Source organism: [Acidovorax] ebreus TPSY, from assembly GCF_000022305.1.
Classification (GTDB): Bacteria; Pseudomonadota; Gammaproteobacteria; order Burkholderiales; family Burkholderiaceae_C; genus Diaphorobacter; species Diaphorobacter nitroreducens.
Genome location: NC_011992.1, coordinates 1,762,553 through 1,788,584, shown reverse-complemented (window position 1 = coordinate 1,788,584; position 26,032 = coordinate 1,762,553). Strand labels below are relative to the sequence as shown.

Here is a 26,032-nt window from a genome sequence, read left to right as displayed (position 1 = left end):
TCACCCTATCGCTTCGGCCGGATCGACCCGCAGCGCCATGCGGATGGCCACCACGCTGGAGAGCACGCAGATCGCCAGCACCGCGATGAACCCCGCCACCGTATCGAACGGCACCAGCAGCACGTATTTGGGAAACAGCGGCGCGGCAAAGGTGGCCGTGATCTTGCCGACAACGAAACCGATCACGCCGAGCACCAGCGCCTGCTGCAGGATCATCCAGGCGATGGTGCGGTTGCGCGTGCCGATGAGCTTGAGCACGGCAATCTCGCGGATCTTGTCCATCGTCAGCGTGTAGATGAGAAAAGCCACGATGGCCGCACTGACCAGCGCCAGGATCACCAGGAACATGCCGATCTGCTTGGCCGATGTGGCGATGAGCTTGCCCACGAGGATGCCTTCCATCTGCGCCCGGTCGTACACCGTGAGCCGCTTCCAGCGGCGGATGGGCTCGGCCACCTCCTCAGATGTGAAGCCCGGCTGCATGCGCACCAGCACGGCATTCACATAGCTGTTGCTGGTTTGCGAGGCCACCACCGCATCCAACAGGTCGGGAACGCCGGGGCGGTTGAAGGCCGGGTTGGCCTCGGTGCGCCGGCGCTGCATGAGGATGGCGTCGTTGTCCTTGAGGAACTGCGCCTCCTGCGCATCTTTCAACGGTATGAACACCATCGGGTCGCCGCTGGACGAGACCATGCGCCGCGTGAGGCCCACCACCGTGTAGTGGTTGCGCCGAATCTTCAGCACATCGCCCAGACGCACGCCGGCCGCCACGTCGGCGACGGCCTCGTAATGGCCGCGCGTGATCTGGCGCCCCGCCACCAACTGCGGTGGCCAGCCGGGCGCGCCTGGGCCGCTCGCGGTGATGCCCACCACCATGGAGCGCACATCCTTGTCGCCGTGGCCCACCTGCATGGTCAGGTAGGTGATGTTGGCGGCCTGCGCCACGCCCGGCATGGCGCGGATGCCGCGCCACAGGTCGTCGGGCACGCTGGAGGATTCCGCGTAGGGGCCCAGCGTGTCTTTCTGCACCACCCACAGGTCGGCGCCGCTGTTGTCCAGCAGCACCTTACCGTCGTCCACCATGCCGCGGTAGACGCCCGCCATGGTCAGCGTCACGCCGATCAGCAGGCCCAGGCCGATGCCGGTGAAGACGAACTTCCCCCAGGCATGCAGAATGTCGCGCCCTGCCAGGCTGATCACGGCGCCACTCCGGCAATGCGCTCAACCACGTGCACGCGGCTACGCGCCGTGAGCGCCCTCTCGCTGTACACCACGATGGAGTCGCCCACGGCCAGCCCGTCCAGCACCTGCACATGGCCGTCGAGGTCCGCACGGCCCAGGCGTACCTGCGCAAACTGCGGCTTGCCACTGACCAGCTTCCACACGCCGCGCTGCCCGTCCACGAAGCGGATGGCCGCATTGGGAATGGTGGGCGCTTCGGGCAGTGCCGGCAGGCGCACGGTGACCTCGGCCAGTTCACCGACGGGGGGCAGCGGTGTAACCGGTGCATCGAAGACGATCTTGGCCAGCGTCTCCTCTGTCACCGCGTCCGCCAGGGGCTCGACGCGCAGCACGCTGCCGACCAGGTTGTCCCCGCGGCGCGAGCGCAGCACCACCTCGGCCGGTAGCTGCGCCGCCAACCCTTGGGCGGTGATCTGGTCAAAGCGCGTGTCGATCCACAGGCTGGCCGGGTCGATGAGCTTCACCACTGCCTGCCCCGCCACCACGGTCGTGCCAGGGTCGGCATCGCGCGCAGCCACCATGCCGGCCACGGGCGACACCAGCCGCAGGTTGCCACGCTGCGCGCGCAATGCCTGCAAGTCAGCGCGCAGACGGCTCGCATCCTCGCGGGCAGCGGCGAGCGCGGCGTCCGCCACGGCCAGTTCCTGCTGCTTGGTGGCGTAGCTTTCCTCGCTGGTGCCGCGCACCGCCACCAGTTGCCCGTAGCGCTGGTGCTGGGTCTGCGCATAGCTCTGCCTGGCCTCTGCCTGGCGCAGCGCGGCCTCGGCGCTCTTGATGGCCGCCTGCTGTGCGCGCAGGCGGTCGTCCAGGTCCACTGGGTCCATCTCGCCCAGCACCTGCCCGGCCTGAACCATGTCACCCACCTGCACGTCCAGGCGCTGCACGCGCCCGGCGAAGGTGGGGCCGATCTTGTACAGATAACGCGCCTGCACCGTGCCTATGCCCGAGAGTGCCGGGGCAATGGCGCGCGATTGCACGCTGCCCAGCGTGACCGCCACCGGAGCCAACGGCCCTGACCGCAGTGCGACATAGACGAACAGCACCATCAGTGGCGCAATGACGGCTATCAGCGCCAACGTGCGACGCTGCAAACGTGGAAATTTCATTGCACCCTCCCTATGCCTCGGCGATAGATGGCAAAGACCCCCGGGGCATCCTTGCGCATACGCTGCACATCACCGGCGAGCAGCGACTGCATCACCAGCCCCTGCACGGTGCCGATGAACAGCACGGCGGCGGCTTGCGCGTCCAGTTGCGGGTCCAGCTCGTCCGCGGCCTTGCCCGCCTCCAGCAGCCCGCGCAGGCGCTCGCCGTAAGCCGCGATCAGGGTCTGCACCATCTGCTTGGGCAGGGTTTGTCCGGGCCGCTGGAGCTCCCCAAAGATGAGGCGTGGCACACCAGGGCGCTCGCACACGAAATGGATGTGCGCCATGAACACAGCCTCCAGTGCCGCCAGGGGGGACGCTGCTCCATTCGCCGCCGCGTCCACACGCGCCATGAGACGCTGCGCCACCCACGACATCACGGCCTGCAGGATGGCGTCCTTGGACGCGAAATGCCGAAACAGTGCCCCCTGCGTCACGCCCATATGCTGGGCAATGGCGGTGGTGGTGATGTCGCTGGGGTTCTGCTGGGCCGCCAGATCGACCACGGCCTCCACTGTGGCGGTGCGCCGTTCGTCGGCGGGCAGGTACTTGGGCAGCTCACTCATGCAATCACCAAAAGAAAGTAATTTATTACTATCTTATCGATAAACACGTTCTGCACAAGGCACCTACGCTTCCGGAAGCAGCCAGCACCTCAAACCGCACGCCAGCGCCCTGGCAGGTTGCTCTCGTTTCAATAGCAGCAATAGAGTCCCAGTCCTTAGTGCGGTTGTAGGTATGCGTGCTCATCGCCCGCGACCGTATGGGCCAGGCACTGGACTTCATGACGGGAGTCGGCCCGGTGACCAAGGCCCAGTTGCGCGAAGGCCTGCAGTTGGAACTCTCCGATGATGCGCTGCTGGTCAGTGACGCCAATGCTATGTGCTATCACTTTGCCGCCGAGGCCAGCATTACGCATGAAGCCATGATCTCTCTCAGGGTGCTCACGTTAACGAGGCCGTCCACGTACAGATCGTCAGTGCTATCACAGCCGCCTGCGCCAGTGGCTGTTACGGTTTCACGGCGGCCACACGCTGTTTACCCCACTACCTCGGCTGGCGGCGCACCCTGGGCACCCATCGCCCGCCTACCCGCAGGCCTTGTTGCAGGCGGCTATCGGCTCTTTTTACTCAATGGAGACATAGTCATAAAAAAAGGCCGCATGGGCGTCCCCTACGGCCTTCTGAGTCATGACAACGCCGGTGCTCTGCTTAACGCGCCAATGCCATGGACACGCCCATGCCTCCACCAATGCACAGCGCAGCCAGGCCCTTCCTGGCATCGCGGCGCTGCATTTCGTGCAGCAGGGTCACCAACACGCGGCAGCCCGAGGCGCCGATGGGGTGACCGATGGCGATGGCGCCGCCATTCACGTTGACCTTGGCGGGATCGATGCCGAGCTCCTTGTTCACCGCGCACGCCTGGGCAGCGAAGGCCTCGTTGAGTTCGAACAGGTCCACATCGCCCACGCTCCAGCCCGCGCGCTGCAGTGCCTTGCGGGATGCCGGCACCGGGCCCATGCCCATGGTGGCGGGGTCCAGTCCGCTGGTGCCGTAGGCCGCAATGCGGGCCAGCGGTTGCAGGCCCAGGGCCGCAGCCTTGGTGGCACTCATCACCACCACGGCGGCCGCACCGTCATTGATGCCCGAGGCATTGCCCGCCGTGACCGAGCCGGCCTTGTCGAAAGCGGGGCGCAGGCCAGCCAGAGCTTCGGCACTGGTTTTGCGGTTGAGATATTCGTCTGCCGCGAATATGACGGGGTCGCCCTTCTTCTGCGCAAGTGTCACCGGCACGATCTCGTCCGTGAAGCGCCCTGCGTCCTGGGCGGCGGCGGCCTTTTGCTGGCTGGCCAGGGCCAGCGCATCCTGCATCTCGCGCGTGATGCCGTGCTGCCTGGCCACGTTCTCGGCCGTGATGCCCATGTGGTACTGGTTGTACACGTCCCACAGGCCGTCGACGATCATGGTGTCGACCAGCTTCCAGTCGCCCATGCGCTGGCCTTCGCGCGAGCCATTGAGCACGTGCGGTGCCAGGCTCATGTTCTCCTGGCCGCCGGCCACGACGATCTCGCTGTCGCCCGTCGCCACGGCCTGGGCGGCCAGCATCACGGCCTTGAGACCCGAGCCGCACACGGCGTTGATGGTGAGCGCGGGCGTCTCCTGGGCCAGCCCCGCCTTCATCATGGCCTGGCGGGCCGGGTTCTGGCCACAGCCGGCCGCAAGCACCTGGCCCATGATGACCTCGCCCACCTGATCGGGAGCGACGCGGGCGCGTGCCAGCGCCTCACGGATGACGATGGCGCCCAGATCGGTCGCGGGGGTCTTGGCCAGTGCGCCGCCAAACTTGCCCACGGGCGTGCGCACGGCGGAAACGATGACGATGTCTTCCATGGTGTGTCCTTTCGGGAGTGGCACCTGCCGGCTGCACGGCCGCAGGCCAGTAGCCATTGTCTGTCGGCCCGGTGTCAGGACTATTGCGTAGTCACCCCGCAGCGCGCCGCAACGCCGCCCCGGGAGCGTGCGGCGCCGGCCTCAGGCCTTTTGCTGCACGTAGCGCCCTGGCGCGGGTTCGATGGCCTTGAACTTCGGCGCCTTTCCATAGGCCTTGGGTGCGGCGATCTGCCGACCGGCGTGGCCGTGCAGCCATGCGCACCAGTCGTCCCACCAACTGCCGGGCAGTTCGGTGGCCCCAGCCAGCCACGCATCCAGCGTGGCGGGCAGTTGCCCATCCTCGCGCAGCCAGTGGCTGCGCTTTTTCTTGGCGGGCGGGTTGATGACCCCCGCGATATGGCCCGACGCGCCCATCACGAAACGCTTGTCCCCCGGCAATACCTGCGTGGAGGCGTAGGCCGCGCCGATTGGCACGATGTGATCCTCGCGCGAGCCGTAGATGTACACAGGCAGTTGGACCTGGGTCAGGTCGAGTGACTCGCCGCACACGGTGAGCCGCCCCGGCCGGATGAGGTTGTTCTCCAGGTAGAAGTTGCGCAGGTACCAGGCGTAGTACGGCCCAGGCAGGTTGGTGCTGTCACTGTTCCAGTACAGCAGGTCGAAGGGCGGCGGCGTCTCGCCCTTGAGGTAGTTGCCCACCACGTAGTTCCACACCAGGTCGTTCGGGCGCAGAAAGCTGAAGGTGGATGCCAGGTCCTGGCCCTTCATGAGCCCGCCCTGCCCCATCTGCAGTTCGCGCATGCGCACGAAGCCTTCGTCGATGAACACGTCGAGGATCCCGGTGTCGGCAAAATCGATCAGCGTGGTCAGGAAAGTGCAGCTGGCCACAGGCTCCTCGCCGCGCGCCGCCAGCACCGCGAGCGCCGTGGCCAGCATGGTGCCGCCCACGCAAAAGCCCAGGGCGTTGATCTGCTTGGCGCCAGCGATCTGCTGCACGGTGGCGATGGCCGTGAGCACGGCCTCGTCGATGTAGTCGTCCCAGGTCTTGTGCGCCAGCGACGCATCGGGGTTGCGCCAGCTCACCACGAAGGTGCGGTGGCCCTGGGCCACGGCATGGCGGATCAGCGAGTTGTCGGGCTGCAGGTCCAGGATGTAGTACTTGTTGATGCACGGCGGCACCATAAGCAAGGGCCGCTCGTACACCTTGGGGGTGAGCGGCTTGTATTCCAGCAGCTGAAACAGCTCGTTCTCGAACACAACGGCGCCCTCGGTAGTGGCCACGTTGCGGCCCACTTCGAAGCGGCTCTCGTCGGTCATCGAGATATGCCCCTGGCCCAGGTCGTGCAGCAGGTTGGCGACGCCCTTGGCGATGCTCTCGCCGTGCGTTTCCAGGGCTTTTTGCTGCGCGTCCGCGTTGAATACCAGGAAGTTGCTGGGCGCCATGGCGGCCAGCCATTGCTCCACGCTGAAGCGGATGCGTGCACGGGTCTTGTCGTCGGCCTGCACCGCGTCGGCCAGGCCCATGAGCGCATGCGCCTGCAACTGGTAGGCCGCGACCGAGAACGCCGACAACGGGTTGTGCGCCCAATTCTCGCCCGCGAACCGGCGGTCGTTGCTGAGGGGTGCATCGTCGTGATGCAGCGCGTGGCTCCACAGCGCCTGCACCTCTTGCAGGTACCGCTGCTGCACCGCAGCCAGCTTGTCGGGTGCGAAGCCCACCGGGCCGGCAGCTGGCATGGACAGCGCGGCGCCCATTTCTTTGGGCTGCAGGACCTGCAGCATCTGGCTCCAGCCCTCGCCCACCATCTGCTGAAACTGCCGGGCGCTGTCGGCCCAGCTGGCGTCGAAATTCGTGCTCATGCAGCCTCCATCGCGGCCCAGGCGCGGGCCCCGTATGCCATTGTTGCCCAGCAGGCGGTGCCTCGGAAAACTGCAGCGCATTCGCAGGGCTTTGGGTTTCCGCAGCCGTGGCAAGCCGGCCACAATCGCCGCTTTGCCCCTTCGGAATCGATCATGTACCTGGTGGTTATCGCATGGCTGTATGTCACCGTGTTGATGGCCTTGGCCGAGGCCACGTCCGCCAACGGCACGGTGCTGGGCGCCATCGTCACCTTCGTGCTGTACGGGCTGCTGCCCATGTCCATCGTGCTCTACATCCTGGGCACGCCCGGGCGCAAGCGCGCGCTGCGCGCCCGGCAGCAGGCCGAGGTGGAAGCCGCCTCAGGCGGCCAGCCAGATGCAGGCGGCCATGCGCCCGCTGCTGCCGAGCCGGGCGGTGTCCCGCCGGTGCGAAAAGAACCGTGACGGATTGGCCACGGTGCACCAGGCGATGGTGCTGTCGTTGCCGTACAGCGCCGTAACGCCGCAGGCGCGCAGGCGGTGGCGTGCCAGCCCGGCCAGGTCCGCCAGCCACTTGCCATCGCTGGCATGCGGGCGGAAGTACGCGGCCGCCCGCGGATCCTGCGCACAGAAGGTCTCGCGCACCTCCGCGCCCACCTCGAAGGCCTCGGGGCCGATGCAGGGCCCCAGCCAGGCCATTACGTCATCCGCATCCGCCGTCGCTCCGTTTTCAATAGCTGCTCGCGCTTGACCTGCCTGCGCTGCGGGCCTGAAACACTCCAAAGTCGATTCCAACACCCCTGCGGCCAGACCGCGCCAGCCCGCATGCGCCGCGGCCACGCGCGTACCCGCGCGGTTGGTGAACAGTACCGGCAGGCAATCCGCCGCCATCACGATGCAGGCCACGCCTGCGGCCTGCGTGGTGCAGCCATCGGCGTCCAGCCCGTCGGGCGTGTGTGCGTCCAGCGGCTGCACTGCCGTGCCATGCACCTGGCGCAGGTACACCGCTCGTACCACGGAGCCGCCGGCGCCCAGCGCATCCTGCAGCGCAGCCCAGTTGGCCTGCACGGCGGCGGGGTCGTCGCCCACGAAGCGGCCCAGGTTGAAGCTGTCCCAGGGCGGCGCGCTCACGCCGCCGTTGCGCGTGGTGCACAGCGCACGTACCCGGGCGGGCACGGGCCAGTCCGGAACCAGCCAGTCGTGCGGAACTGCGGAGGGAGCGGTCTGTGCCACGGGCTTCAGGCCTCGTGGTCCGGGCAGGCAGACGGCTGCGCGCGCTGGAAGGCCGGCAGCGCCATGCATGCGTCGAACGCGGCCATCGTGCGCGGCAGACCGTCCATGTCAACATGGAAGCGCCGGCCGTTGAAGATCTGCGGCACCAGGCAGCAGTCGGCCAGCGTGGGCATATCGCCCCAGCACAGGCGCGAGGGTGCCAGCCCGGCGGCCTGGCGTTCGCCGTCCAGCAGCCCCAGCTGCCGCTCGAACGCCTCCAGGCCCTTGCGCACCCAGTGGCGGTACCAGGCGTCCTTGGCGGCGTCTTCCACCTGCAGCTGGTGCTTGAGGTACTTGAGCACGCGCAGGTTGTTCAGGGGGTGGATCTCGCAGGCCACCATCTGCGCCAGCGCCCGCACGCGCGCGCGCGCCAGCGCGTCGCCCGGCAGCAGCGCAGGCTCGCGGTGGGTCTCGTCCAGATATTCGATGATCGCCATCGACTGCGTGAGCAGGTGGCCGTCATCGGTCTGCAACGCCGGCACCAGCGTGTCACCCACGCGGTCGGCATAGCCGGGCGCCAAATGCTCCGCCTTGACCAGGTGGACCGGCAGGTAGTCATAGGGCAGGCCCTTGACTTCCAGCGCGATGCGCACGCGAAACGATGCCGAGGAGCGGAAGTAGTTGTAGAGCTTCATGCGGCCGCAGCATAAGCCAAGCCGGCGCCGGGCGTAATGCGGGCCCCCGCCCATGCGCGGCGCCGCGCCGTGGCACACTGCTTCATCCCTTCACACCGCCGCTACCACCGAGAGAACCATGAGCTATGTGATCCCTCCCGCACCGCAGGCCAGCGTGCCCGTCGTGGGCTCAACCCAGCGCTTTCCCGTGCACCGCATCTACTGCGTGGGCCGCAACTATGCCGAGCATGCCAAGGAAATGGGCTTCACCGGCCGCGAGCCGCCGTTCTTCTTCATGAAGCCCGCCGACGCCGTGCTGCCCGTGAACCCGGGCGAGACCGGCCAGATGCCCTACCCCACGCTGACCAAGGACCTGCACCACGAGATCGAGCTGGTGGTGGCCATCGGCAAGGGCGGCAAGCACATCGCCGCGGCCGACGCGCTGTCGCACATCTGGGGTTACGCCGTGGGCCTGGACATGACGCGTCGCGACCTGCAGGGCGAGATGAAGAAGCAGGGCCGCCCCTGGTGCATCGGCAAGGGCTTCGAGGCCAGCGCGCCCATCGGCCCGATCACGCCCGCGGCGCAGGCGGGCGACGTGCAGCAGGCAGCCATCTGGCTGCAGGTCAACGGCACGGACCGCCAGCGCAGCAGCGTGGGCCAGCTGATCTGGAACATCGCGGAGACCATCGAACATCTGTCCGCCGCGTGGGAGCTGCAGCCCGGCGACCTGATCTTCACCGGCACCCCCGAGGGGGTGGGCGCGGTGGTGCGCGGCGACGTGCTGGAAGGCGGCATCGACGGCCTGGGCACGCTGCGCGTGGCCGTGGCCTGATTCACTATCATAAAAATAGCTGCTAGCGCTTTCTCCATAAGCGCTGCAGCCGTTTTTTATTCATACAACGATGAATTTCCGCCGCCCCATCAAGCATTGCCGCGCCTGCGGAACGGCCGTGGCCTACCGCGTGCCCGACGACGGTGACACGCGCGAGCGCGCCGTCTGCCCCAGTTGCAACGTAATCCACTACGAAAACCCGCTGATGGTGGTGGGAACGGTGCCGGTACTGGGGGACCACGTGCTGCTGTGCAAGCGCAACATCGAGCCGCGCCGAGGCAAGTGGACCCTGCCGGCCGGCTTCATGGAACTGGACGAGACCACCGTCGAGGGCGCCGCGCGCGAGACCGACGAGGAAGCGGGCGCGCAAATCCAGATGGGCCCGCTGTTTTCGCTGCTGAACGTGCCGCAGGCGGGTCAGGTGCACCTTTTTTACCTGGCCACGCTGCTCAGCGACCGCTTCGACCCCGGCCACGAGACCATCGAGGCACGCCTGTTCACCGAGGACGAGATCCCCTGGGACGAGATCGCGTTTCGCACCGTCAAGCACACGCTGGAGCAGTTCTTTGCCGACCGTCGCGCGGGGCGCTTCGGCATGCACTGCATCGACATCACCTGAGCAACCGGCCAGCCCCTGCGCTGCGCCAACCGAGACCCGCAAGGCACAGCGCCGCAAACGCACCGCCAGCCCAGAACGTGGCCGCCGGCCCCACGGCATCCCACAGCAACCCGGCGACCGCGCTGGCCACCAGCATGGCCAAACCGCTGGCCAGGTGGAACACGCCATAGGCCGTGCCGCGCAGGTCGGCCGGAGTCGCATCCGCCACCATGGCCGACAGCAGGCCCTGCGTCATGCCCATGTGAATGCCCCATACGGCCACGCCGGCAATCACCAGGGTCCAGTGCTGGGCCGTTGCGAGCAGCACGTCTGACAGGATCAGCACCACCAGGCCCCAGGCCAGCAGCCGCGTGTGGCTCACGCGGTCCGACAGCTTGCCAAATGGATAGGCCGCCGCCGCATACACCAGGTTCATGGCCACCATCACCAGGGGCACGAGTGCCATGGGTATGCCGATGTTCTGGGCGCGCAGCACCAGGAAGGCTTCGCTGAAACGTGCCAGCGTGAACACCGCACCCACGGCCACCACCCACCAATAGGCGGGCCCCAGGCGGCGGATGTTCTCGCGCCGGATGGGGTTGGTGCGGCGCACGCCCCCTTGGGACGCAGGCTCGCGCACGCCCCAGGCCAGCACGGCCACCGACAGCACGCCCGGCACCACCGCCACCCAGAACACGGCGCGAAAGTCGTTGGCCCACAACAGCATCAGGCCCACGGCCAGCAGCGGCCCGACGAAGGCGCCCACCGTGTCCAGTGACTGGCGCAGGCCGAACGCGGCACCGCGAATCTCCGGCGGGGTCACGTCGGCCACCAGCGCATCGCGCGGTGCGCCGCGGATGCCTTTGCCCACACGATCGATCAGGCGCGCCGTCACGATCAAGCCGGCGCCCGAAGCCAGCGCGAAGAGCGGCTTGGTGACGGCCCCCAGCCCATAGCCCAGCAACGCCAGCCCCTTGCGCCTGCCAAGATAGTCGCTGAGCGTGCCCGAGAACACCTTGACGATCAGCGCCGTGGCTTCTGCCAGACCTTCGATGAGGCCCACCGCGAAGGCCGACATGCCCAGCGCGCCCACCATGAACATCGGCAACAGGCTGTGGATCATCTCGGACGAGATGTCCATCAGCATGCTCACCAGGCCCAGCGCCCATACAGCGGCGGGGATGCGCGCTGGCGAGAATTGGCGCGGCGTCTGCATGCCAAGGGGCCGTGGTCAGCGGGTTTCGACGAAAAACGGCGCGTTGTCCTGCGGCCGGGGTACGACCACGCCACGCTGCACGGGATCGACCACCACGCCGGGAACGACCTGCGGCGCGGTGGGGCCGGCACCGGGTGGCGCCGGGGGCGCCGCCGGAGCAGCGGCTGGCGGACCCGGCAACGGTGCATCCGGCTCGGTCACCCACACCGGCGGCTCGGCCGGCGCGGGGCGGGGCGTGACCTCCTGCAGCGGCACAAGGGGCGCATCCGTGATCTCGGGGCGCTCTTCCGGCGGCGGGCCGCTGGCGGCCGGCGCCGGCGTCTGCGGCAGTTCGGGCTGCGGCGCCGGAGCGCCCGCCGGGCCGGCCTGCTCACCCGTGGGACGACCAAACAGGTCATAGACCCAGTTGCGCAGCGTGCCTGCGGCCGAGCCGATCCAGGAGCTTTCCTCCTCATCCACGAAGCGCTCGCGTGCGTCGATGACTTTGGCGCGCAGGGCCTGGCGGAACACGTCGCCCACCATAGGCAGAGCGCTGTGCGCGCCCTGCCCCCAGTAGTCGCTGCGCAGGGTGATGCGCCCGTCGTTGAAGCCCGCCCAGGCCCCCGCGACGAGCTGCGGATGCATCAGGATGAACCAGCCGTCGGTGTTGTCCTGCGTGGTGCCGGTCTTGCCCGCCACGTCCGCCGTGATGCCGTAGCGGCTGCGGATGGCCGCGCCCGTGCCTTTGTCCACCACGCCCCGCAGCGCGTCGCGCAGCTGCTGCGCGGCGGTGACGTCCAGCGCGCGCTCGGGCGATGCAGGCTTGAATTCCTCCAGCAGCTTGCCGTCCTTGTCCTCGATGCGCGTGATGACCCGGGGCGCCAGGTAACGCCCGCCGTTGGCGATGGTGCCGTAGGCGGCGACCATCTCCTTGAGCGTGACCGAGCTCGTGCCCAACGCCAGCGCGGGCACGGCCTCCAGTTCGGACTCGCGCACGCCCATGGCGCGGGCCAGTTGCACCACGCGCGCCGGCCCCACCTTCTGCATGAGCTGTGCAGTGATGGTGTTCTTGGAATACGCCAGCCCGTCGCGCAGCGTCATGGGCTCCTCGCTGGGCGGCGTGCGGCCGTCCGTGGGGCGCCAGACCCGCTTTCCACCCAGGGGGATCTCCACCGCGGTGTCCAGCAGCGTGTCGGTCGGCTGCAGTCCCATCGCAAAGGCCGCGCCGTACACGAAGGGCTTGAAGGTGGAGCCCGGCTGGCGGCGCGCAGCCTGCACGTGGTCGAACGGATCGGTCGCGTAGTCGCGGCTGCCCACCCAGGCCAGCACCGCACCGCTGCGCGGGTCCATGGCCATGAAGCCGGCCTGCACGCGGGTCTTGGACTGGCGCAGCGTGCGCAGGAAGCTGCCGTCGTCCAGCAGTTCGCGCAGTGCCTCCTCGGGTGCGGCACCCGCGGCCACCGCCTTTTCGTACTGGGGCGACTCGCGCACCAGCTGTTGCACCAGCGCGCTCTTGGGGCCCCAGGCGCTGCGCGGCGCCCACGCACTGTCGGCCACACCCTGCAGCGCCCGGCCCTGCTGCTGCACGGCCCGGTTGGCCATCTCCTGCAGCCGCCCGTCGATGGTGGTGCGGATCACCAGCCCATCGGAATACAGGCTGTAGCCGTTGCGGTCGGCCCAGTCGATGAGCTGGCGGCGCAGCTGCTGCGCCAGGTGCGGTGCAAGTCCCGCCACCTCGGCCTGCCGCTCGAAGCGGATGCGCAGCGGGCGCTTGATCAGCCGCTCGTATTCCGTCTGCGAGAGCTTGCCCCGCTTGGCCATTTGCGCCAGCACGGTGTTGCGCCGGGCCTGCGCGCGCTCGGGGTTGAGCACCGGGTTGTAGTAGGCCGTGCCCTTGAGCATGCCGATCAGCGTGGCGCTCTCCAGCACGTTGAGCTTGTCGGCCGACTTGTCGAAGTACGTGCGCGCCGCCATCTCGATGCCGTAGGCGTTGTAGAGGAAGGGCACCGTGTTCAGGTAGGTCTCCAGGACCTCGTCCTTGGAGTACAGCCACTCGATCTTCAGCGCGGTGATCGCCTCCTTGATCTTGCGCGTGAGCGTGGGCGCGCGGCCGATGTCCTCGGGGTAGAGATTGCGCGCAAGCTGCTGGGTGATGGTGGAGCCGCCCTGCTTGTCGCCGCCCACGGTGCGCACGACGGCCGACAGCGTGCGCCGCCAGTCCAGGCCGAAGTGGTCGTAGAAACGGTGGTCCTCGGTGGCGATGAGCGCATCGACCACGGGCTTGGCGATGGTCTCCAGCGGCACCCATTCGCGGTTCACCCACCGGTACTCGGCGAGCAGCCGCCCGTCGGCGGACACCAGTTGCGCAGGCTGGTCGCTCTTGGCCTTGCGGATGTCGCTGATCCCCGGCGTGAACGGGGTCAGCGCCAGCACATACAGCACGCCGGCCAGCGCCAGCGCCGCCAGCAGCCACACCAGGCCATGCGCGGACAGCCAGCGCTCGGGCCGATGCAACAGTTGCGCCAGCGCGGGCCGCAGGCGGGCCCAGCGGGCTCGCAGGGTCGTGGAAAGATCCATGTAATTTATGGGCAAAAATGGCCTGTAGCGCTTGATCAGCAAGCGCTAGCAGCTATGAATTCAGAAGCAATGCGTAGACAGGGGTGCCCGGCCATGCGCGGCAGGCAGAACACGCGCCGCCGCGCCGGTCGCCGCGCCAGCCGCGGCGCCTGGCGACGGGCCGGGCCTGCTTTATACCGCCAATCCCGCGCCAGGCTGGGCCGCTGTACGGATGCCATTGACCGCCCGGTGGCCCGCGCCACCACCTCAGCCCATGAACTGGCGCAATTGCGGCAGGCTGGCATGTGCGGCGCGCCGGCCCTCGGCAATGGCTTCGCTGGCACGGTGAAAGTCCAGCAGGCCCAAATGCGCCAGGCGCGGGGCGATCACCACCTCGGGCGGGTCACCCGCCATGCGGCTGCGGGTGATGCGCATCTGCATGATGTTCACGCTGGTCATGATCACGTCCAGCGCCGATGGCTTGGGGGGCGGCGCCTCGCCGCTGGCGGGCGCCCAGAACTTCAGGCGGCGCATCCAGTCGGCGCTGACCAGCGGTTCGGGCACCGGCTCCGGCCCGGGGACCGGCGCCGCATCCGTGGGCACGGAGGCCTGCGGCTCGCGCACCACCGCCAGCGGATGCATGTGGCGGTGCAGGATGTCGGAATTCAGGTCCACGGCGATGACGATGTCCGCACCCATGGCGCGGGCCAGCGATGCGGGCACGGGGTTGACGAGTCCGCCATCCACCAGCAGCCGCCCGTCGGTGTGGTTCACGGGGGTGAACAGGCCCGGCAGCGCGATGGAAGCGCGCACCGCGTCGGCGATGGAGCCGTGGCGCAGCCAGACTTCGGCACCCGAGTGCAGGTCGGTCGCCACCGCGCCGAAGGGCAGCGGCGACGCGTCGATGTCGAAATCGGCGAAGTTGCGGCGCCAGAAGGCGATGAGCTTTTCGCCCTTGAGCATGCCGCCCGACAGATTGAAGTCCATGAAGCCGAACACATCGCGCAGGCCCAGGCCCTGCACCCAGTCGGCAAAGCGCTCCAGTTCGCCCCCCGCGTAGGCCGCGCCCACCAGCGCACCGATGGAGGAGCCGCAGATCACGTCCAGCCGCACGCCCTCCTCCCGCAGCGCCTGCAGCACGCCGATGTGCGCCCAGCCGCGCGCCGAGCCGCTGCCCAACGCAAGGCCCAGCCGTGGGGCGCGGCGGGTCAGTGCCATCTAGCCCCCACCTGCGTTGGGCGGCGCGCCCCGCAGCAACGCACGCAACCCGTCCTCGTCCAGCACGGGGATGCCCAGTTCCTGCGCCTTGGCGAGCTTGCTGCCCGCGTCGGCGCCGGCCACCACGTAGTGCGTCTTCTTGCTGACCGAGCCCGCCACCTTGGCACCGGCGGATTCCAGCAGGTCCTTGGCTGCGTCGCGGCCCAAGGTGGGCAGCGTGCCGGTCAGCACCACGGTCATGCCCGCCAGGGGCAGCGTGGCGGCGGCAGCGGGCTCGCTCTCGTCCCAGGTGACGCCGCAGGCGCGCAGCTGCTCCACCACCTCGCGGTTGTGCGGTTGCGCGAAGAAGGTGTGGATGGCCTCGGCCACCACGGGCCCCACGTCGTTCACCTGCAGCAACTGTTCCACGCCCGCATCCATGATGGCGTCGAGCCGGCCGAAGTGGCGTGCCAGGTCCTTGGCCGTGGCCTCGCCCACATGGCGGATGCCCAGGCCGAAGAGAAAGCGCGCCAGCGTGGTGCGCTTGGATTTGTCGAGCGCATCCAGCACGTTCTGCGCGGACTTCTCGGCCATGCGGTCGAGCTGCGCAAGGCTGGACAGCCCGAGCCGGTACAGGTCGGGCAGCGTGCGGATCACGTGGCCCTCGACGAGCTGGTCCACCAGCTTCTCGCCCAGGCCCTCGATGTCCATGGCGCGGCGCTGGGCGAAGTGCAGCACCGCCTGTTTGCGCTGCGCGGGGCAGAACAGCCCGCCGGAGCAGCGGTGGTTGACCTCGCCCGGCTCGCGCACCACGGCGCTGCCGCAGATGGGGCACTGGCGCGGCATGCGGAAGTTGGGCACGTAGGGCTGGCGCGGCCCCGCCAGCGGCTGCGCGGGTGCGGTGCCGTCCGCGCTGCTGGCGGCGTCCACCAGCGCGTCGGAGCCCGCCAGCACTGCCAGGCCTGCGCCCGCCGGCACCACGCCCACCACCTCGGGAATCACGTCGCCCGCGCGGCGCACGATCACCTGGTCGCCCACGCGCACTTTCTTGCGGCGCAGCTCGAACAGGTTGTGCAGCGTGGCATTGGTCACCGTGACGCCGCCCACGAACACCGGCGCGAGTCGCGCCACAGGGGTCAGCTTGCCCGTGCGGCCCACCTGCACGTCGATACCTTCCACGCGCGTGACCATCTCCTGGGCCGGGTATTTGTGAGCCACGGCCCAGCGCGGCTCGCGCGTCACAAAGCCCAGCTGGCGCTGCAGTGCCAGGCTGTTGACCTTGTAGACCACGCCGTCGATGTCGTAGGGCAGCGCGTCCCGTTCGGCCCCCACACGCTGATGGAACGCTATGAGTTCAGAAGCGCCTTGCGCAATCTGCACCTGGGCTGCAACCGGAAAGCCCCATTCCTTGAGCTGCTGCAGCATGCCGAAGTGCGTGCCGAAGTCGGGCCCGCCCTCGGCGGCCGGCGTGACCTCGCCCAGGCCGTAGGCGAAGAAGGACAGCGGCCGCTGCGCGGTGATGCCTGAGTCCAACTGGCGCACCGCGCCGGCGGCGGCGTTGCGCGGGTTGACGAAGGTCTTGTCGCCCTTCTCGCGCTGGCGCTCGTTGAGTGCGTCGAAGTCCGCGCGGCGCATGTAGACCTCCCCGCGCACCTCCAGCACCCGCGGCACGCCGGCGGGCAGGCTCAGGGGGATCTGGCGGATGGTGCGCACGTTGTGCGTCACGTCCTCGCCCACCTCGCCGTCACCGCGCGTGGCGGCCTGCACCAGGCGCCCGCCCTCGTAGCGCAGGCTCATCGCCAGGCCGTCGAACTTGGGTTCGGCCACGTATTCCACCGGCGGCGCATCGGGCGGCAGCTTCAGTTCACGGCGCACGCGCGCGTCGAAGGCTTGGGCGCCGCTGGCCTCGGTGTCGGTTTCGGTGCGGATGCTGAGCATGGGCACGCGGTGGCGCACCGGTGTCAGCCCGTCCAGCACCGCGCCCAGCACGCGCTGCGTGGGCGAGTCGGGCGTCACCAGGTCGGGGTAAGCGCCCTCCAGCGCCTGCAATTCCTGGAACGCGCGGTCATACTCGGCATCGGGCACGCTCGGCGTGTCCTGGACGTAGTACTCGTGCGCCCAGCGGTTCAACTGCTCGCGCAGCGCTTTGATTTTTGCAGCTACCAGCGCAGACCCCTTGGGCGCGGGAGCCGGAAAAAGGCTGGATTGTTCAGTCATGCCGGAAAGGGTCAGGCCCGGTCCCATTGGGCGAGGTGCAGCAGCACGCCCGACGGGTCCCAGACGTAGGTCACGCACGCGCCGTACGGTTCCTGCTTCGGCGCGGACACGCGGGCCCCAGGAAAGCGACCCGTGCCGATGAGCTGCGAAACGTCTGCAAAACACTGGGCCGCGTCTTGCACGGAAATGTGCAGCATGCAGTTGTCCGCCCATTCGTTCACGTAGTAGCGCTGCAGATAGAACCGCGCCCCGCCCAGGTGGAACAGGGCCAAGTCTTCGTCCGACCATTCCAGGGTGCAGCCCAGGGCCGCGTAGAACGCCTTGGACAGCGCGAAGTCCTGGGCCGGGAGGAAAGAGCGCACATCGTGGGCGCGCAGGTCGATCATGCCGGTTCCTAGCTGAACAGGCGCCGCGCCAGCGCGGAGCCGGCCGAGAGTTCGCGGCTGTCCAGCTTGTCGTACAGCTGCTCAAGATCGGCGGCGATGGGCTCCATGGTCATGGCGGGCAGCGGCGTGCCGTTCTGGTCGCACAGCACGCCGTCCATGGCCTCGCCGAGCGCGGCCGCCACCTCGCGCAGGCGCGCAAAGGGCTGCTGCGAGCGGTGGACCTGGGCCACGTCCAGGCTCAGCACGATGTCGCGCACGGCGGACTGCTCGGGGTCGTCGGACATGGCCGCCTGCGCGTCGTAGGTCAGCGTGAGCACGGGCGGCAGGCCCGGCCCCTGCGCCGGCAGCACCAGCCGGCCCGGAATGGCGCCGGCGACGAGACCCAGGCGTGCGGCGTTCTGCTGCACGTAGCCGGGGCTCCAGGCCGCGTGGCGCGCCCGCAGCACGAAGGTGAGCTGCGCGTCGTGCTCGCTGGCGAACTGGTCCAGCTCGCGCGCGCGGGCCACCTCGTGCAGCATGTCGGGAAAGTCGGGCGCGGCATTGATCGCGTCGGCGAAGCCCTGGGCCTTCATGACGAATTCGGAGAACTCGATCTCATTGAGCGCACCCAGGCGATTGGCCAGTTGCACGCCCGCCTGGAACTGCAGGTAGCGCTGGCCGGGCTGGGGGGTTTCCCACTGCTGCGCGGCGTCGTTGAAGCCCTCCACCGCGAACGGCTTGCTGCCCGCGCGGCGCGTGGGCGGCAGCGCGGCCAGGGCCGCATCGCCCGAAACCTGCTGCTCGGCCACGATGGGGGCGATGGCGTCGATCAGCGGATCCAGGCCGCCGCGGCGCTCGGCCGTGGGCACGGGCAGGTCCAGCGCATCACGCAGATCCACGGCGTGGCCGTCAAAGCCGGGCTCGGCCTCGCCTTCGGCGCCGCTCCCGACAAGCCCCGCGCCGGTGAGCCCCGCGCCGGTAAGCACCGCGCCGGTAAGCACCGCGCCATCAAAGGCGGGCTCATGGCGCGCCACGGGCTCCTGCGCGGGATCGGCCTCGGCCGGCCGCGGGCGCTTGGGCGCGTTGCGGTGGGTTGTCCAGGCGTTGTAGGCGACGACGACGATCAGCACGAGCGCGCCGGCGATGATGAGACCAAGTTGGAAGTTGCTCATGGTGAATACGGGGTCAGGCCTCGGCCATGGACAGCGCGGACTCCATGTCCACGGCCACGATGCGCGACACGCCCTGCTCCTGCATGGTGACGCCGATCAGTTGCTCGGCCATCTCCATGGCGATCTTGTTGTGGCTGATGAAGAGGAACTGCGTTCCCTTGGACATGCTGGACACCAGCTTGGCATACCGCTCGGTGTTGGCATCATCCAGCGGCGCGTCCACTTCGTCCAGCAGGCAGAACGGCGCGGGGTTGAGCTGGAAGATGGCGAACACCAGCGCGATCGCGGTGAGTGCTTTCTCGCCGCCCGACAGCAGGTGGATGGTCTGGTTCTTCTTGCCCGGCGGCTGGGCCATGACCTGCACGCCGGAGTCGAGGATCTCGTCGCCCGTCATGATGAGCTTGGCCTGGCCGCCGCCGAACAGTTCGGGGAACATGCGGCCGAAGTGCCCGTTGACGGTCTCGAAGGTGCCCGACAGCAGGGTGCGCGTCTCGCCGTCGATCTTGCGGATGGCGTCCTCCAGCGTGGTCATGGCCAGCGTCAGGTCTTCGGTCTGCGCGTCCAGGAAGCCCTTGCGCTCGCGCGCGAGCTGCAACTCCTCCAGCGCGGCCAGGTTCACCGCGCCCAGCGCCGTGATCTCGCGGTGCAGGCGGTCGATCTCGCCCTGCAACCCCGCCATGCGCACGCCACCGTCCTGGATGGAACGCTCCACCGCCGCCAGGTCGGCCTGCGCGTCCGCCAGCAGCGTGCTGTACTGCTCCAGGCCCAGGCGCGCCGCCTGCTCCTTGAGCTGGAACTCCGTGATGCGTGCGCGCAGGGGCTCCAGCGTGCGCTCGTTCTGCATGCGCAGTTCGTCGCTGGCGCGCAGCCGCGCCGTCAGGTCGTCGTACTGGCTGCGCTGGGCGGCCAGGTCTTTTTCGCGCTCGATCTTCAGGTCCAGCGCCTGCTGCAGGCCGCCCTGGGCGGCGGCATCGGACAGGCGCGAAAGCTCGTCCTGCGCGCGCTGGCGCTCATCGTGCAACGCGCGTGCCTGGGTGGCCGCGGTGTCGATGGTGCGCGCCAGCTCGGCACGCCGGGCCTGCAGGCTGCGCTGGGAGAACTGCGCCTCCTGTGCCTGGCGCTCCAGCGCGCGCTGCTGCTCACGGCATTCGGCCAGGCGGCGCTCGGCCTCGATCACACGGTCGCCCAACTGCGCATGGCGCTCCTGGCTGTCGGCCAGTTGCATGTCCAGTTCTTCAAAACGCGCCTCCGCGGTGACGCGGCGCTCCTGCAGGTCGCCCAACTGCGCCTCGACCTCGGACAGATCGGCGCCAATCTGCTCGCTGCGCGCCCGGGTCTGCTCGGCCAGTTGCGACAGGCGCAGGGTCTCAACCTGCAGCTCATGCGCGCGGCCTTGGGCCTCGCTGGCCTCGCGGCGCGCGGCCACCAGGCGCTGCGCCGCGTCGGCGTACAGGCTCTCGGCACGCACCAGCGCCGTGCGCGCCTCCTCGGCGATCAATGCCTGGGCACGCAGCTCCTTCTCCAGGTGTTCGATCTCCTGCGCACGGGCCAGCAGGCCGGACTGCTCGGAGTCCTGCGCATAAAAACTCACGCTGTGCGCGCCCACGGCATGGCCGGCTGCCACATAGATGGCCTCGCCCGGCTGCAACTGCGCACGGCGGTTCAGCGCATCGTCCAGTGTCTGCGCGGTGTAGCAGCCCTGCAGCCAGTCCACGAGCACGGCGTGCAGCCCGGCGTCGTGCACGCGCAGCAGATCCGACAAGCGCGATGAACCAGCGGGGGCTTCGGGCGCGGGCGCAGACGGCGCGCTGTAGAAAGCCAGCCGCGCCGGAGGCGCATCCTGCCCGCCCGCGCCCAGGAAGCCGCGCACCATGTCCAGCCGGCCCACGGGCAGCGCGGCCAGGCGCTCGCGCAGCGCGGCCTCCAGCGCGTTCTCCCAGCCGGGTTCGATGTGGATGCGGCTCCACAGTCCCTGCAGCCCTTCCAGCCCGTGCTTGGCCAGCCAGGGCTGGAGCTTGCCGTCCACCTTGACCTTCTCCTGCAAGGCCTTGAGCGCTTCCAGCCGCGCGGACAGGTCGGCCTGCCGGGCCGTTTCCTGGTTCACGACCTGCTGGCGCGCACGGCGGTCCTCGTCGAGCTGGGGCACGCTGTCCTGCAGCTCGGCCAGGCGCGCCTCGGCCATCTCGGCACCCTCCTCGGCCTGCTGCAACTGCTGGCGCAGGTTGGCCAGGCGCGCCTCGTCGGGCGCAGCCAGGGCATTGCGGTCGGTGCGCAGGCGCTCCAGGCGCGCCTCCAACTGGCGGCTTTGCTCGTCCAGGCTGCGCTGCTCGGCCGCCAGCACCTGGATCTGCTGCTGCACCTGCGCCACGGCGGCGCGCTGCTCGTCGCTGCGCTGCTGGCTCTGGCGCAGGGCGTCTTCCAGCTCGGGCAGGCGTGTCGCCTGCTCCTCGACCTGTGCGGCCAGGATCTCGGCCTGCTCCTCGGCATTCATGCCGGCGCCTTCGATGCTTTCGACTTCAGCTTGAGCCTCTTCCTTGCGCGCGGACCACTGGGCGATCTGCTCGGCCAGTTGCACCAGGCGCTGCTCCACGCGCTGGCGGCCCTCGACCACGTAGCGAATCTCGGCTTCCAGCTTGCCGACCTCGGCCGTGGCCTCATAGAGGCGCCCCTGTGCCTGGTTGACCTTGTCGCCCGCCTCGTAGTGCGCCTGGCGGATGGTCTCCAGGTCGGCCTCCACATGGCGCAGGTCGGCCATGCGCGACTCCAGGTCGTTCACGGCGGCCAGGCCCTCGGTGCGCACGCGGGCCTGTTCGCTTTCCGCCTCGGCGCGCTTCAGGAACCACAGCTGGTGCTGCTTGAGGGTCACGTCCTGCTGCAGCGCGTTGTAGCGCGCGGCCACCTCGGCCTGCTTTTCCAGCTTGTCGAGGTTGGCATTGAGTTCGCGCAGGATGTCCTCCACCCGCGTGAGGTTCTCCCGCGTGTCGGACAGGCGGTTCTCGGTCTCGCGCCGGCGCTCTTTGTACTTGGACACGCCCGCGGCTTCTTCAAGGAACAGGCGCAGTTCCTCGGGGCGACTTTCGATGATGCGGCTGATCGTGCCTTGGCCGATGATGGCGTAGGCGCGCGGGCCCAGGCCCGTGCCCAGGAACACGTCCTGCACGTCGCGGCGACGCACCGGCTGGTTGTTGATGAAGTAGCTGCTGGTGCCGTCGCGCGTGAGTACGCGCTTGACGGCAATCTCGGTGAACTGGTTCCACTGCCCGCCCGCGCGGTGGTCGCTGTTGTCGAACGTCAGCTCCACGCTGGAACGGCTGGCCGGCTTGCGGCTGGTGGTGCCGTTGAAGATCACGTCCTGCATGCTCTCGCCGCGCAGCTCGCTGGCCTTGCTCTCGCCCAGCACCCAGCGCACGGCATCCATGATATTGGACTTGCCGCAACCGTTGGGGCCCACCACGCCCACGAGTTGCCCCGGCAGCATGAAGTTGGTGGGCTCGGCAAACGACTTGAAGCCGGCGAGTTTGATCGAGTTAAGACGCACGGGTCAGGCGTTGGACAGGGCGGTTCGCAGGTGCAGGAAAGACCGGAATCATACCGTGGCGCTCGTGTCGGCCCCATGCCCAGCCGGGCATCCTTCGATTGCAAGCAAAAATGGCCTCTAGCGCTTACCCAGCAAGCGCCAGCAGCTATTCTTACGAGAGCATCCTACGGCAGCTCAGCCCCCACGCGGGGCGAAGGCAATGATGGCCATGCCGCACAGCGTGACGGACACGCCCAGCCAGTCCCATGGGCCGGGGCGCACGCCGTCAACCGTCCACAGCCAGACCAGCGCCACGGCCACATACACGCCGCCGTAGGCCGCGTACACACGCCCTGTGGCCGCCGGATGCAGCGTGAGCAGCCAGGCAAACAGCGCCAGGCTGGCGGCCGCCGGCACCAGCAGCCAGGCGCTGCGCCCCTGGCGCAACCACAACCAGGGCAGATAGCAACCGACGATTTCCGCCACGGCAGTGAGGAGGAACAGGGCCAGGGTCTTGAAAGGCAGCATGCGTGAATGCGTGATGAAAAAGAAGGCCGCAGCGTTCAGACGCCGGCCCGCTTCAGCACCAAGGCCTCGAACGCCGCGGCCTGCAGCGGTGGGCTGAGCAGATAGCCCTGCCAGGCATGGCAGCCGTTGCGCTCCAGAAAGGCGCGCTGCGCCTCGGTCTCGACGCCCTCGGCCACCACCCGCAGGCCCAGGCTGGTGCCCAGGGCGACGATCGTGCGTGCGATCACGGCATCGTTGGGGTCGGTGAGCACGTCGCGCACGAAGCTCTTGTCGATCTTCAGCTCGTGCAGGGGCAGGCGCTTGAGGTAGGCCAGCGACGAGTAGCCCGTGCCGAAGTCGTCCAGCGAGAAGCCCACGCCGTAGCCACGCAGCTGCACCATCTTGGCGATCGTGTCCTCCACGTCCTGCAGCAGCATGCCCTCGGTCAGTTCCAGCCGCAGGCGGCGCGCGTCGGCGCCCGAGGCGGCCAGCGCCTCCAGCACCTGGGGCACGAAGCTACCCTCGTGGAACTGGCGCGGGCTCACGTTCACCGCGACGGTGAGCTCACCCAGCACGGGGTGCGCGCTCCACTGCGCCAGCTGTGCGCAGGCGCTGCGCATCACCCACTCGCCCACGCGCAGGATCAGTCCGCTTTCTTCCGCCAAGGGAATGAATTCCGCTGGCGAGATGAAGCCCCTGTCCGGATGGCGCCAGCGTACCAGCGCCTCGGCGCCCGTGATGCGGCCCTGGTCCACCTTGGGCTGGTAGAACAGTTCTAACTGTCCCGCATCCAGTCCGGCGCGCAGGTCCGCCTCCAGCGCCGCGCGTTCGGACACGGCAGCCTGCATCTGTGGATCGAAAAAGCGCAGCGTATCGCGCCCGGCGGCCTTGGCCTCGTACATGGCAAGGTCGCTGCGCTTGAGCAGCTCGTCCGCCGATTCGCGCACCCCGCGGAAGATGGCGATGCCCACGCTGAGCGCCGTGTGGTGCTGCTGACCGTCGATGTCGAAGGGCGCGCGAATGGCCGCCAGGATCGTCTGGCCCATCTCCTCGGCGCGGTTGGCGGCCTCCTGCGGGTCGGCGCCCAGGTCCTTGAGCACCACGACGAACTCGTCGCCGCCGTGGCGCGCCAGGGTTTCGTCCTCGGGCACGCAGTCGCGCAGCCGCCGGGCCACCTCGCGCAGCAGGCGGTCACCCATGTCCGGACCTTGTGTCTCGTTGATGGTCTTGAAGTTGTCCAGGTCCAGCATCATCACCGCGCCGCACAGCTGGTGGCGGGCGCTCATGGCCAGCGCCTGCTCCAGGCGGTCCAGCAGCAGGCGGCGGTTGGGCAGGCCGGTGAGCGGATCGTTGTAGGCCAGGTAGCGCACCTCTTCCTCGGCCGCCTTGCGCTGGCTCTGGTCCACCATGGTGACGATGTGCGAGTCACCCAGGATCATGCCGGACAGCTCGACCGCGCGGCGCACGCCCGACTTGGCGGTGATCACGCATTCCACGGTACGGATGGCACCGTCGGGGTTCTTCAGCGCCGCCGTGCATGCGGCGTGCCATGCCTCGCGCGCATGCTCGCGTTGGCGTGCGTCGGGCATTACCAGGCGCCACCAGGTGTCCACGTCGGGCGCCTCGCGTATGTCGTAGCCGCAGATCTGGACATGACGGTCGTTGCGGAACACGATCTTGCCGTCCTGCACCTGGTTCACGCCCACGGGCATGTGGTTCAGGATGTTGCGCAGGTGCTCCTCGCTCTGGCGCAGCACCTGCTCCATGTGCTTGCGTTTGCTGATGTCCTGCACCACCGCAAGGTGGTGCTCGGGCTGGCCTTCCAGGCGCAGCGGCGAGACCATGAGGTCCACCCACACCTCGCTGCCGTCCTTGCGGCGGTAGCGCTTTTCCATGCGGTATTCGCTCAGCTCACCGGCCAGCATCCGCTGCAATTGCTCCAGGTCCGCGGCCAGGTCGCTGGGCTCGCTGAAGTCCTGAAAGCGCATCTGCTGCAGTTCCTGCGCGCTGTAGCCCAGCAGGTCGCAGAACTTCTGGTTCATGCGCACCAGGCGGCCGGTGCGCGAGTCGGTCTGGGCGATGCCCACCGCGGCCTGGTTGAACACGGCGCGCAGGCGCGCCTCGCTTTCGCGCAAGGCCGTATCGGTCTCCTTGGCATGGTCCAGTGCCTGCGACCGCCGCAGCACCAGCATCGATACCAGCGCGGTGAGCAGTGCGGTCACCAACAGGCCGCCGGAGCCCAGCAGCCAGGGCAGGCGCGACTCCTGCGGCGAGAGGAACGGCACGACGGGCTGGAACTGCAGGCTCCAGCGCCTTCCGCCCACGCGCACGCTTTGCTCATATTCCATGGCAGAGGTGCCGACGCGCGTCTCCGATTCAAAGAGGGATTGCGGCGGAGCAGGCTCCTCGCTGCTGAAGGGGCCCACGTCCGCCATGCGCAGCGCCAGGCCCTGCATGTTGCCCGCGGTGCGCACGGCATGCACGATGTCGTAGATGCGCAGGCTCACGCCCACCGCCCCCAGAAAGCGCGCCGGCCCCGCCTGTCCGGCCGCCGGCTCGGCAAACACCGGCATGCGGATGATGACGCCCGTGCGGTGCTCGGTTTCCTGGTGCAGCTCGAACGGCGCGGAGGCGACCAGCCCGCCGGTGTCGCGCGCACGGCGCATGGCTTCGAGGTTCGCTGGCTGGGAATGGATCTCCAACCCTTGCAAGCCGCTGTTGCCCCCCTGGGGCCAGAGGTAGTCCACCACGAAATAGTCGGGCAATACGGCCTGCGGATGGATGGCGAAATCCCGCGGCAGGTCGCCGTCCAGATGCGGGTCGGAGCGCGCCTGCTCTTCGAAGGCCGCCCGCCGGGGGCCGGGCACGTACCGCGTAAAGTTGATGTTCTTCACGCCGGGGTGGTAATGCTGCAGATCCAGCTCACGCGCCACGCGCTCGAAGTCGGCGCGCCGCAGCTGCGGATTCACCGTCAGCAGGCCGCGCATGCCCTGCAGCAAAACCGCGTGGGACTCCATGCGCCGCTGCAGCGTCTCGACAAACAGCCGGGCCTCCTGCTCGAAACGCACCCGCGCGATGGCCTGCATGGAGGATTGCTGCTGGTGGTACAGCGCGTAGCTTGCCGCGCAACCGGCCAGCGCCACGGCCGCTCCGGGGAGCCAGTGCCAGGGGAACGAGCGCTGTGCGTTGGATGTCTGCATGCGGGCAGATGGACAGGGAGGACAACGGCTGATAGGCCGCCGCCGCGCCGCAGAGCATAGCGGCATTTACCGATGCGGGGGCAACAGGCACCGCCAACGTCTGCTGCGACCGCGCGGCTGCGGCGCCTGCGCAATTCCCCACGCCGGCGTCGCCAGCCGCCGGCCCGTACC

At 68.7% G+C, this 26,032-nt stretch carries 19 protein-coding genes; 3 read left to right on the top strand and 16 right to left on the bottom strand.

Annotated features, from left to right (window positions below):
• From DTPSY_RS08470 to DTPSY_RS08445, 5 genes are all read right to left on the bottom strand, one after another.
• Window positions 1–1,200 (bottom strand): ABC transporter permease, encoded by a 1,200-nt coding sequence (locus DTPSY_RS08470; protein ID WP_015913232.1) that lies wholly within the window; start codon window positions 1,198–1,200, stop codon window positions 1–3.
• Entirely contained in the window at window positions 1,197–2,348 is a 1,152-nt protein-coding gene (locus tag DTPSY_RS08465) for an efflux RND transporter periplasmic adaptor subunit (protein ID WP_015913231.1), read from the bottom strand. Before DTPSY_RS08465 ends, DTPSY_RS08470 begins: the two co-directional genes overlap by 4 nt.
• Entirely contained in the window at window positions 2,345–2,953 is a 609-nt protein-coding gene (locus tag DTPSY_RS08460; protein WP_015913230.1) for a TetR/AcrR family transcriptional regulator, read from the bottom strand. Before DTPSY_RS08460 ends, DTPSY_RS08465 begins: the two co-directional genes overlap by 4 nt.
• A 645-nt stretch (window positions 2,954–3,598) precedes the next feature.
• A complete protein-coding gene (locus DTPSY_RS08450) occupies window positions 3,599–4,777 on the bottom strand; it encodes an acetyl-CoA C-acetyltransferase (protein ID WP_015913229.1) in 1,179 nt (392 codons plus the stop codon).
• A gap of 141 nt (window positions 4,778–4,918) precedes the next feature.
• Window positions 4,919–6,637: a PHA/PHB synthase family protein gene (locus DTPSY_RS08445; RefSeq protein WP_015913228.1), complete on the bottom strand. Its 1,719-nt coding sequence runs from the start codon at window positions 6,635–6,637 to the stop codon at window positions 4,919–4,921.
• A gap of 153 nt (window positions 6,638–6,790) precedes the next feature.
• On the opposite strand from DTPSY_RS08445, the gene DTPSY_RS08440 reads away from it, so the two are divergent.
• Window positions 6,791–7,081, top strand: coding sequence for a hypothetical protein (locus DTPSY_RS08440; RefSeq protein WP_015913227.1), 291 nt, complete (start codon window positions 6,791–6,793; stop codon window positions 7,079–7,081).
• On the opposite strand, the gene pgeF is transcribed toward DTPSY_RS08440, so the two are convergent.
• Window positions 6,998–7,849 carry a peptidoglycan editing factor PgeF gene (gene pgeF, locus DTPSY_RS08435; RefSeq protein ID WP_015913226.1) on the bottom strand — a complete coding sequence of 284 codons (852 nt, stop codon included), beginning with the start codon at window positions 7,847–7,849 and terminating at the stop codon, window positions 6,998–7,000. The genes DTPSY_RS08440 and pgeF overlap by 84 nt on opposite strands.
• 5 nt (window positions 7,850–7,854) lie before the next feature.
• Complete coding sequence (gene maiA / locus DTPSY_RS08430) at window positions 7,855–8,523, bottom strand: maleylacetoacetate isomerase (RefSeq protein ID WP_015913225.1); 669 nt, start codon at window positions 8,521–8,523, stop codon at window positions 7,855–7,857.
• A gap of 118 nt (window positions 8,524–8,641) precedes the next feature.
• Here maiA and DTPSY_RS08425 point away from each other — a divergent pair, with 118 nt between their 5' ends.
• Entirely contained in the window at window positions 8,642–9,337 is a 696-nt protein-coding gene (locus DTPSY_RS08425) for a fumarylacetoacetate hydrolase family protein (RefSeq protein WP_015913224.1), read from the top strand.
• Window positions 9,338–9,407: 70 nt separating this feature from the next.
• Window positions 9,408–9,956 (top strand): NUDIX hydrolase, encoded by a 549-nt coding sequence (locus DTPSY_RS08420; protein ID WP_015913223.1) that lies wholly within the window; start codon window positions 9,408–9,410, stop codon window positions 9,954–9,956.
• Here DTPSY_RS08420 and DTPSY_RS08415 read toward each other — a convergent pair.
• The 9 genes from DTPSY_RS08415 to DTPSY_RS08375 all read right to left on the bottom strand — a co-directional run bounded on the left by DTPSY_RS08415 (window position 9,949) and on the right by DTPSY_RS08375 (window position 25,861).
• Window positions 9,949–11,151 carry an MFS transporter gene (locus DTPSY_RS08415; protein ID WP_015913222.1) on the bottom strand — a complete coding sequence of 401 codons (1,203 nt, stop codon included), beginning with the start codon at window positions 11,149–11,151 and terminating at the stop codon, window positions 9,949–9,951. The two genes, DTPSY_RS08420 and DTPSY_RS08415, sit on opposite strands and share 8 nt — an antisense overlap.
• 15 nt (window positions 11,152–11,166) lie before the next feature.
• Complete coding sequence (locus DTPSY_RS08410) at window positions 11,167–13,707, bottom strand: penicillin-binding protein 1A (RefSeq protein WP_015913221.1); 2,541 nt, start codon at window positions 13,705–13,707, stop codon at window positions 11,167–11,169.
• A 246-nt stretch (window positions 13,708–13,953) separates the two neighbouring features.
• Window positions 13,954–14,904, bottom strand: coding sequence for a patatin-like phospholipase family protein (locus DTPSY_RS08405; RefSeq protein WP_015913220.1), 951 nt, complete (start codon window positions 14,902–14,904; stop codon window positions 13,954–13,956).
• A complete protein-coding gene (ligA, locus tag DTPSY_RS08400) occupies window positions 14,905–17,100 on the bottom strand; it encodes an NAD-dependent DNA ligase LigA (RefSeq protein WP_041838830.1) in 2,196 nt (731 codons plus the stop codon). It abuts the gene before it with no gap.
• An 11-nt stretch (window positions 17,101–17,111) separates the two neighbouring features.
• Window positions 17,112–17,486 carry a VOC family protein gene (locus tag DTPSY_RS08395; protein ID WP_015913218.1) on the bottom strand — a complete coding sequence of 125 codons (375 nt, stop codon included), beginning with the start codon at window positions 17,484–17,486 and terminating at the stop codon, window positions 17,112–17,114.
• Window positions 17,487–17,494: 8 nt separating this feature from the next.
• A complete protein-coding gene (locus DTPSY_RS08390; RefSeq protein ID WP_011805328.1) occupies window positions 17,495–18,637 on the bottom strand; it encodes a cell division protein FtsZ in 1,143 nt (380 codons plus the stop codon).
• Between the two features lie 13 nt (window positions 18,638–18,650).
• Window positions 18,651–22,175: a chromosome segregation protein SMC gene (gene smc / locus DTPSY_RS08385; RefSeq protein WP_015913217.1), complete on the bottom strand. Its 3,525-nt coding sequence runs from the start codon at window positions 22,173–22,175 to the stop codon at window positions 18,651–18,653.
• A gap of 174 nt (window positions 22,176–22,349) precedes the next feature.
• The gene (locus tag DTPSY_RS08380) at window positions 22,350–22,682 is read right to left on the bottom strand and encodes a YnfA family protein (RefSeq protein ID WP_015913216.1); all 333 of its coding nucleotides are present in this window, start codon (window positions 22,680–22,682) and stop codon (window positions 22,350–22,352) included.
• Between the two features lie 35 nt (window positions 22,683–22,717).
• On the bottom strand, window positions 22,718–25,861 hold the full coding sequence (locus DTPSY_RS08375; protein ID WP_015913215.1) for a bifunctional diguanylate cyclase/phosphodiesterase: 3,144 nt from the start codon (window positions 25,859–25,861) through the stop codon (window positions 22,718–22,720).
• Window positions 25,862–26,032 lie beyond the last annotated feature (171 nt).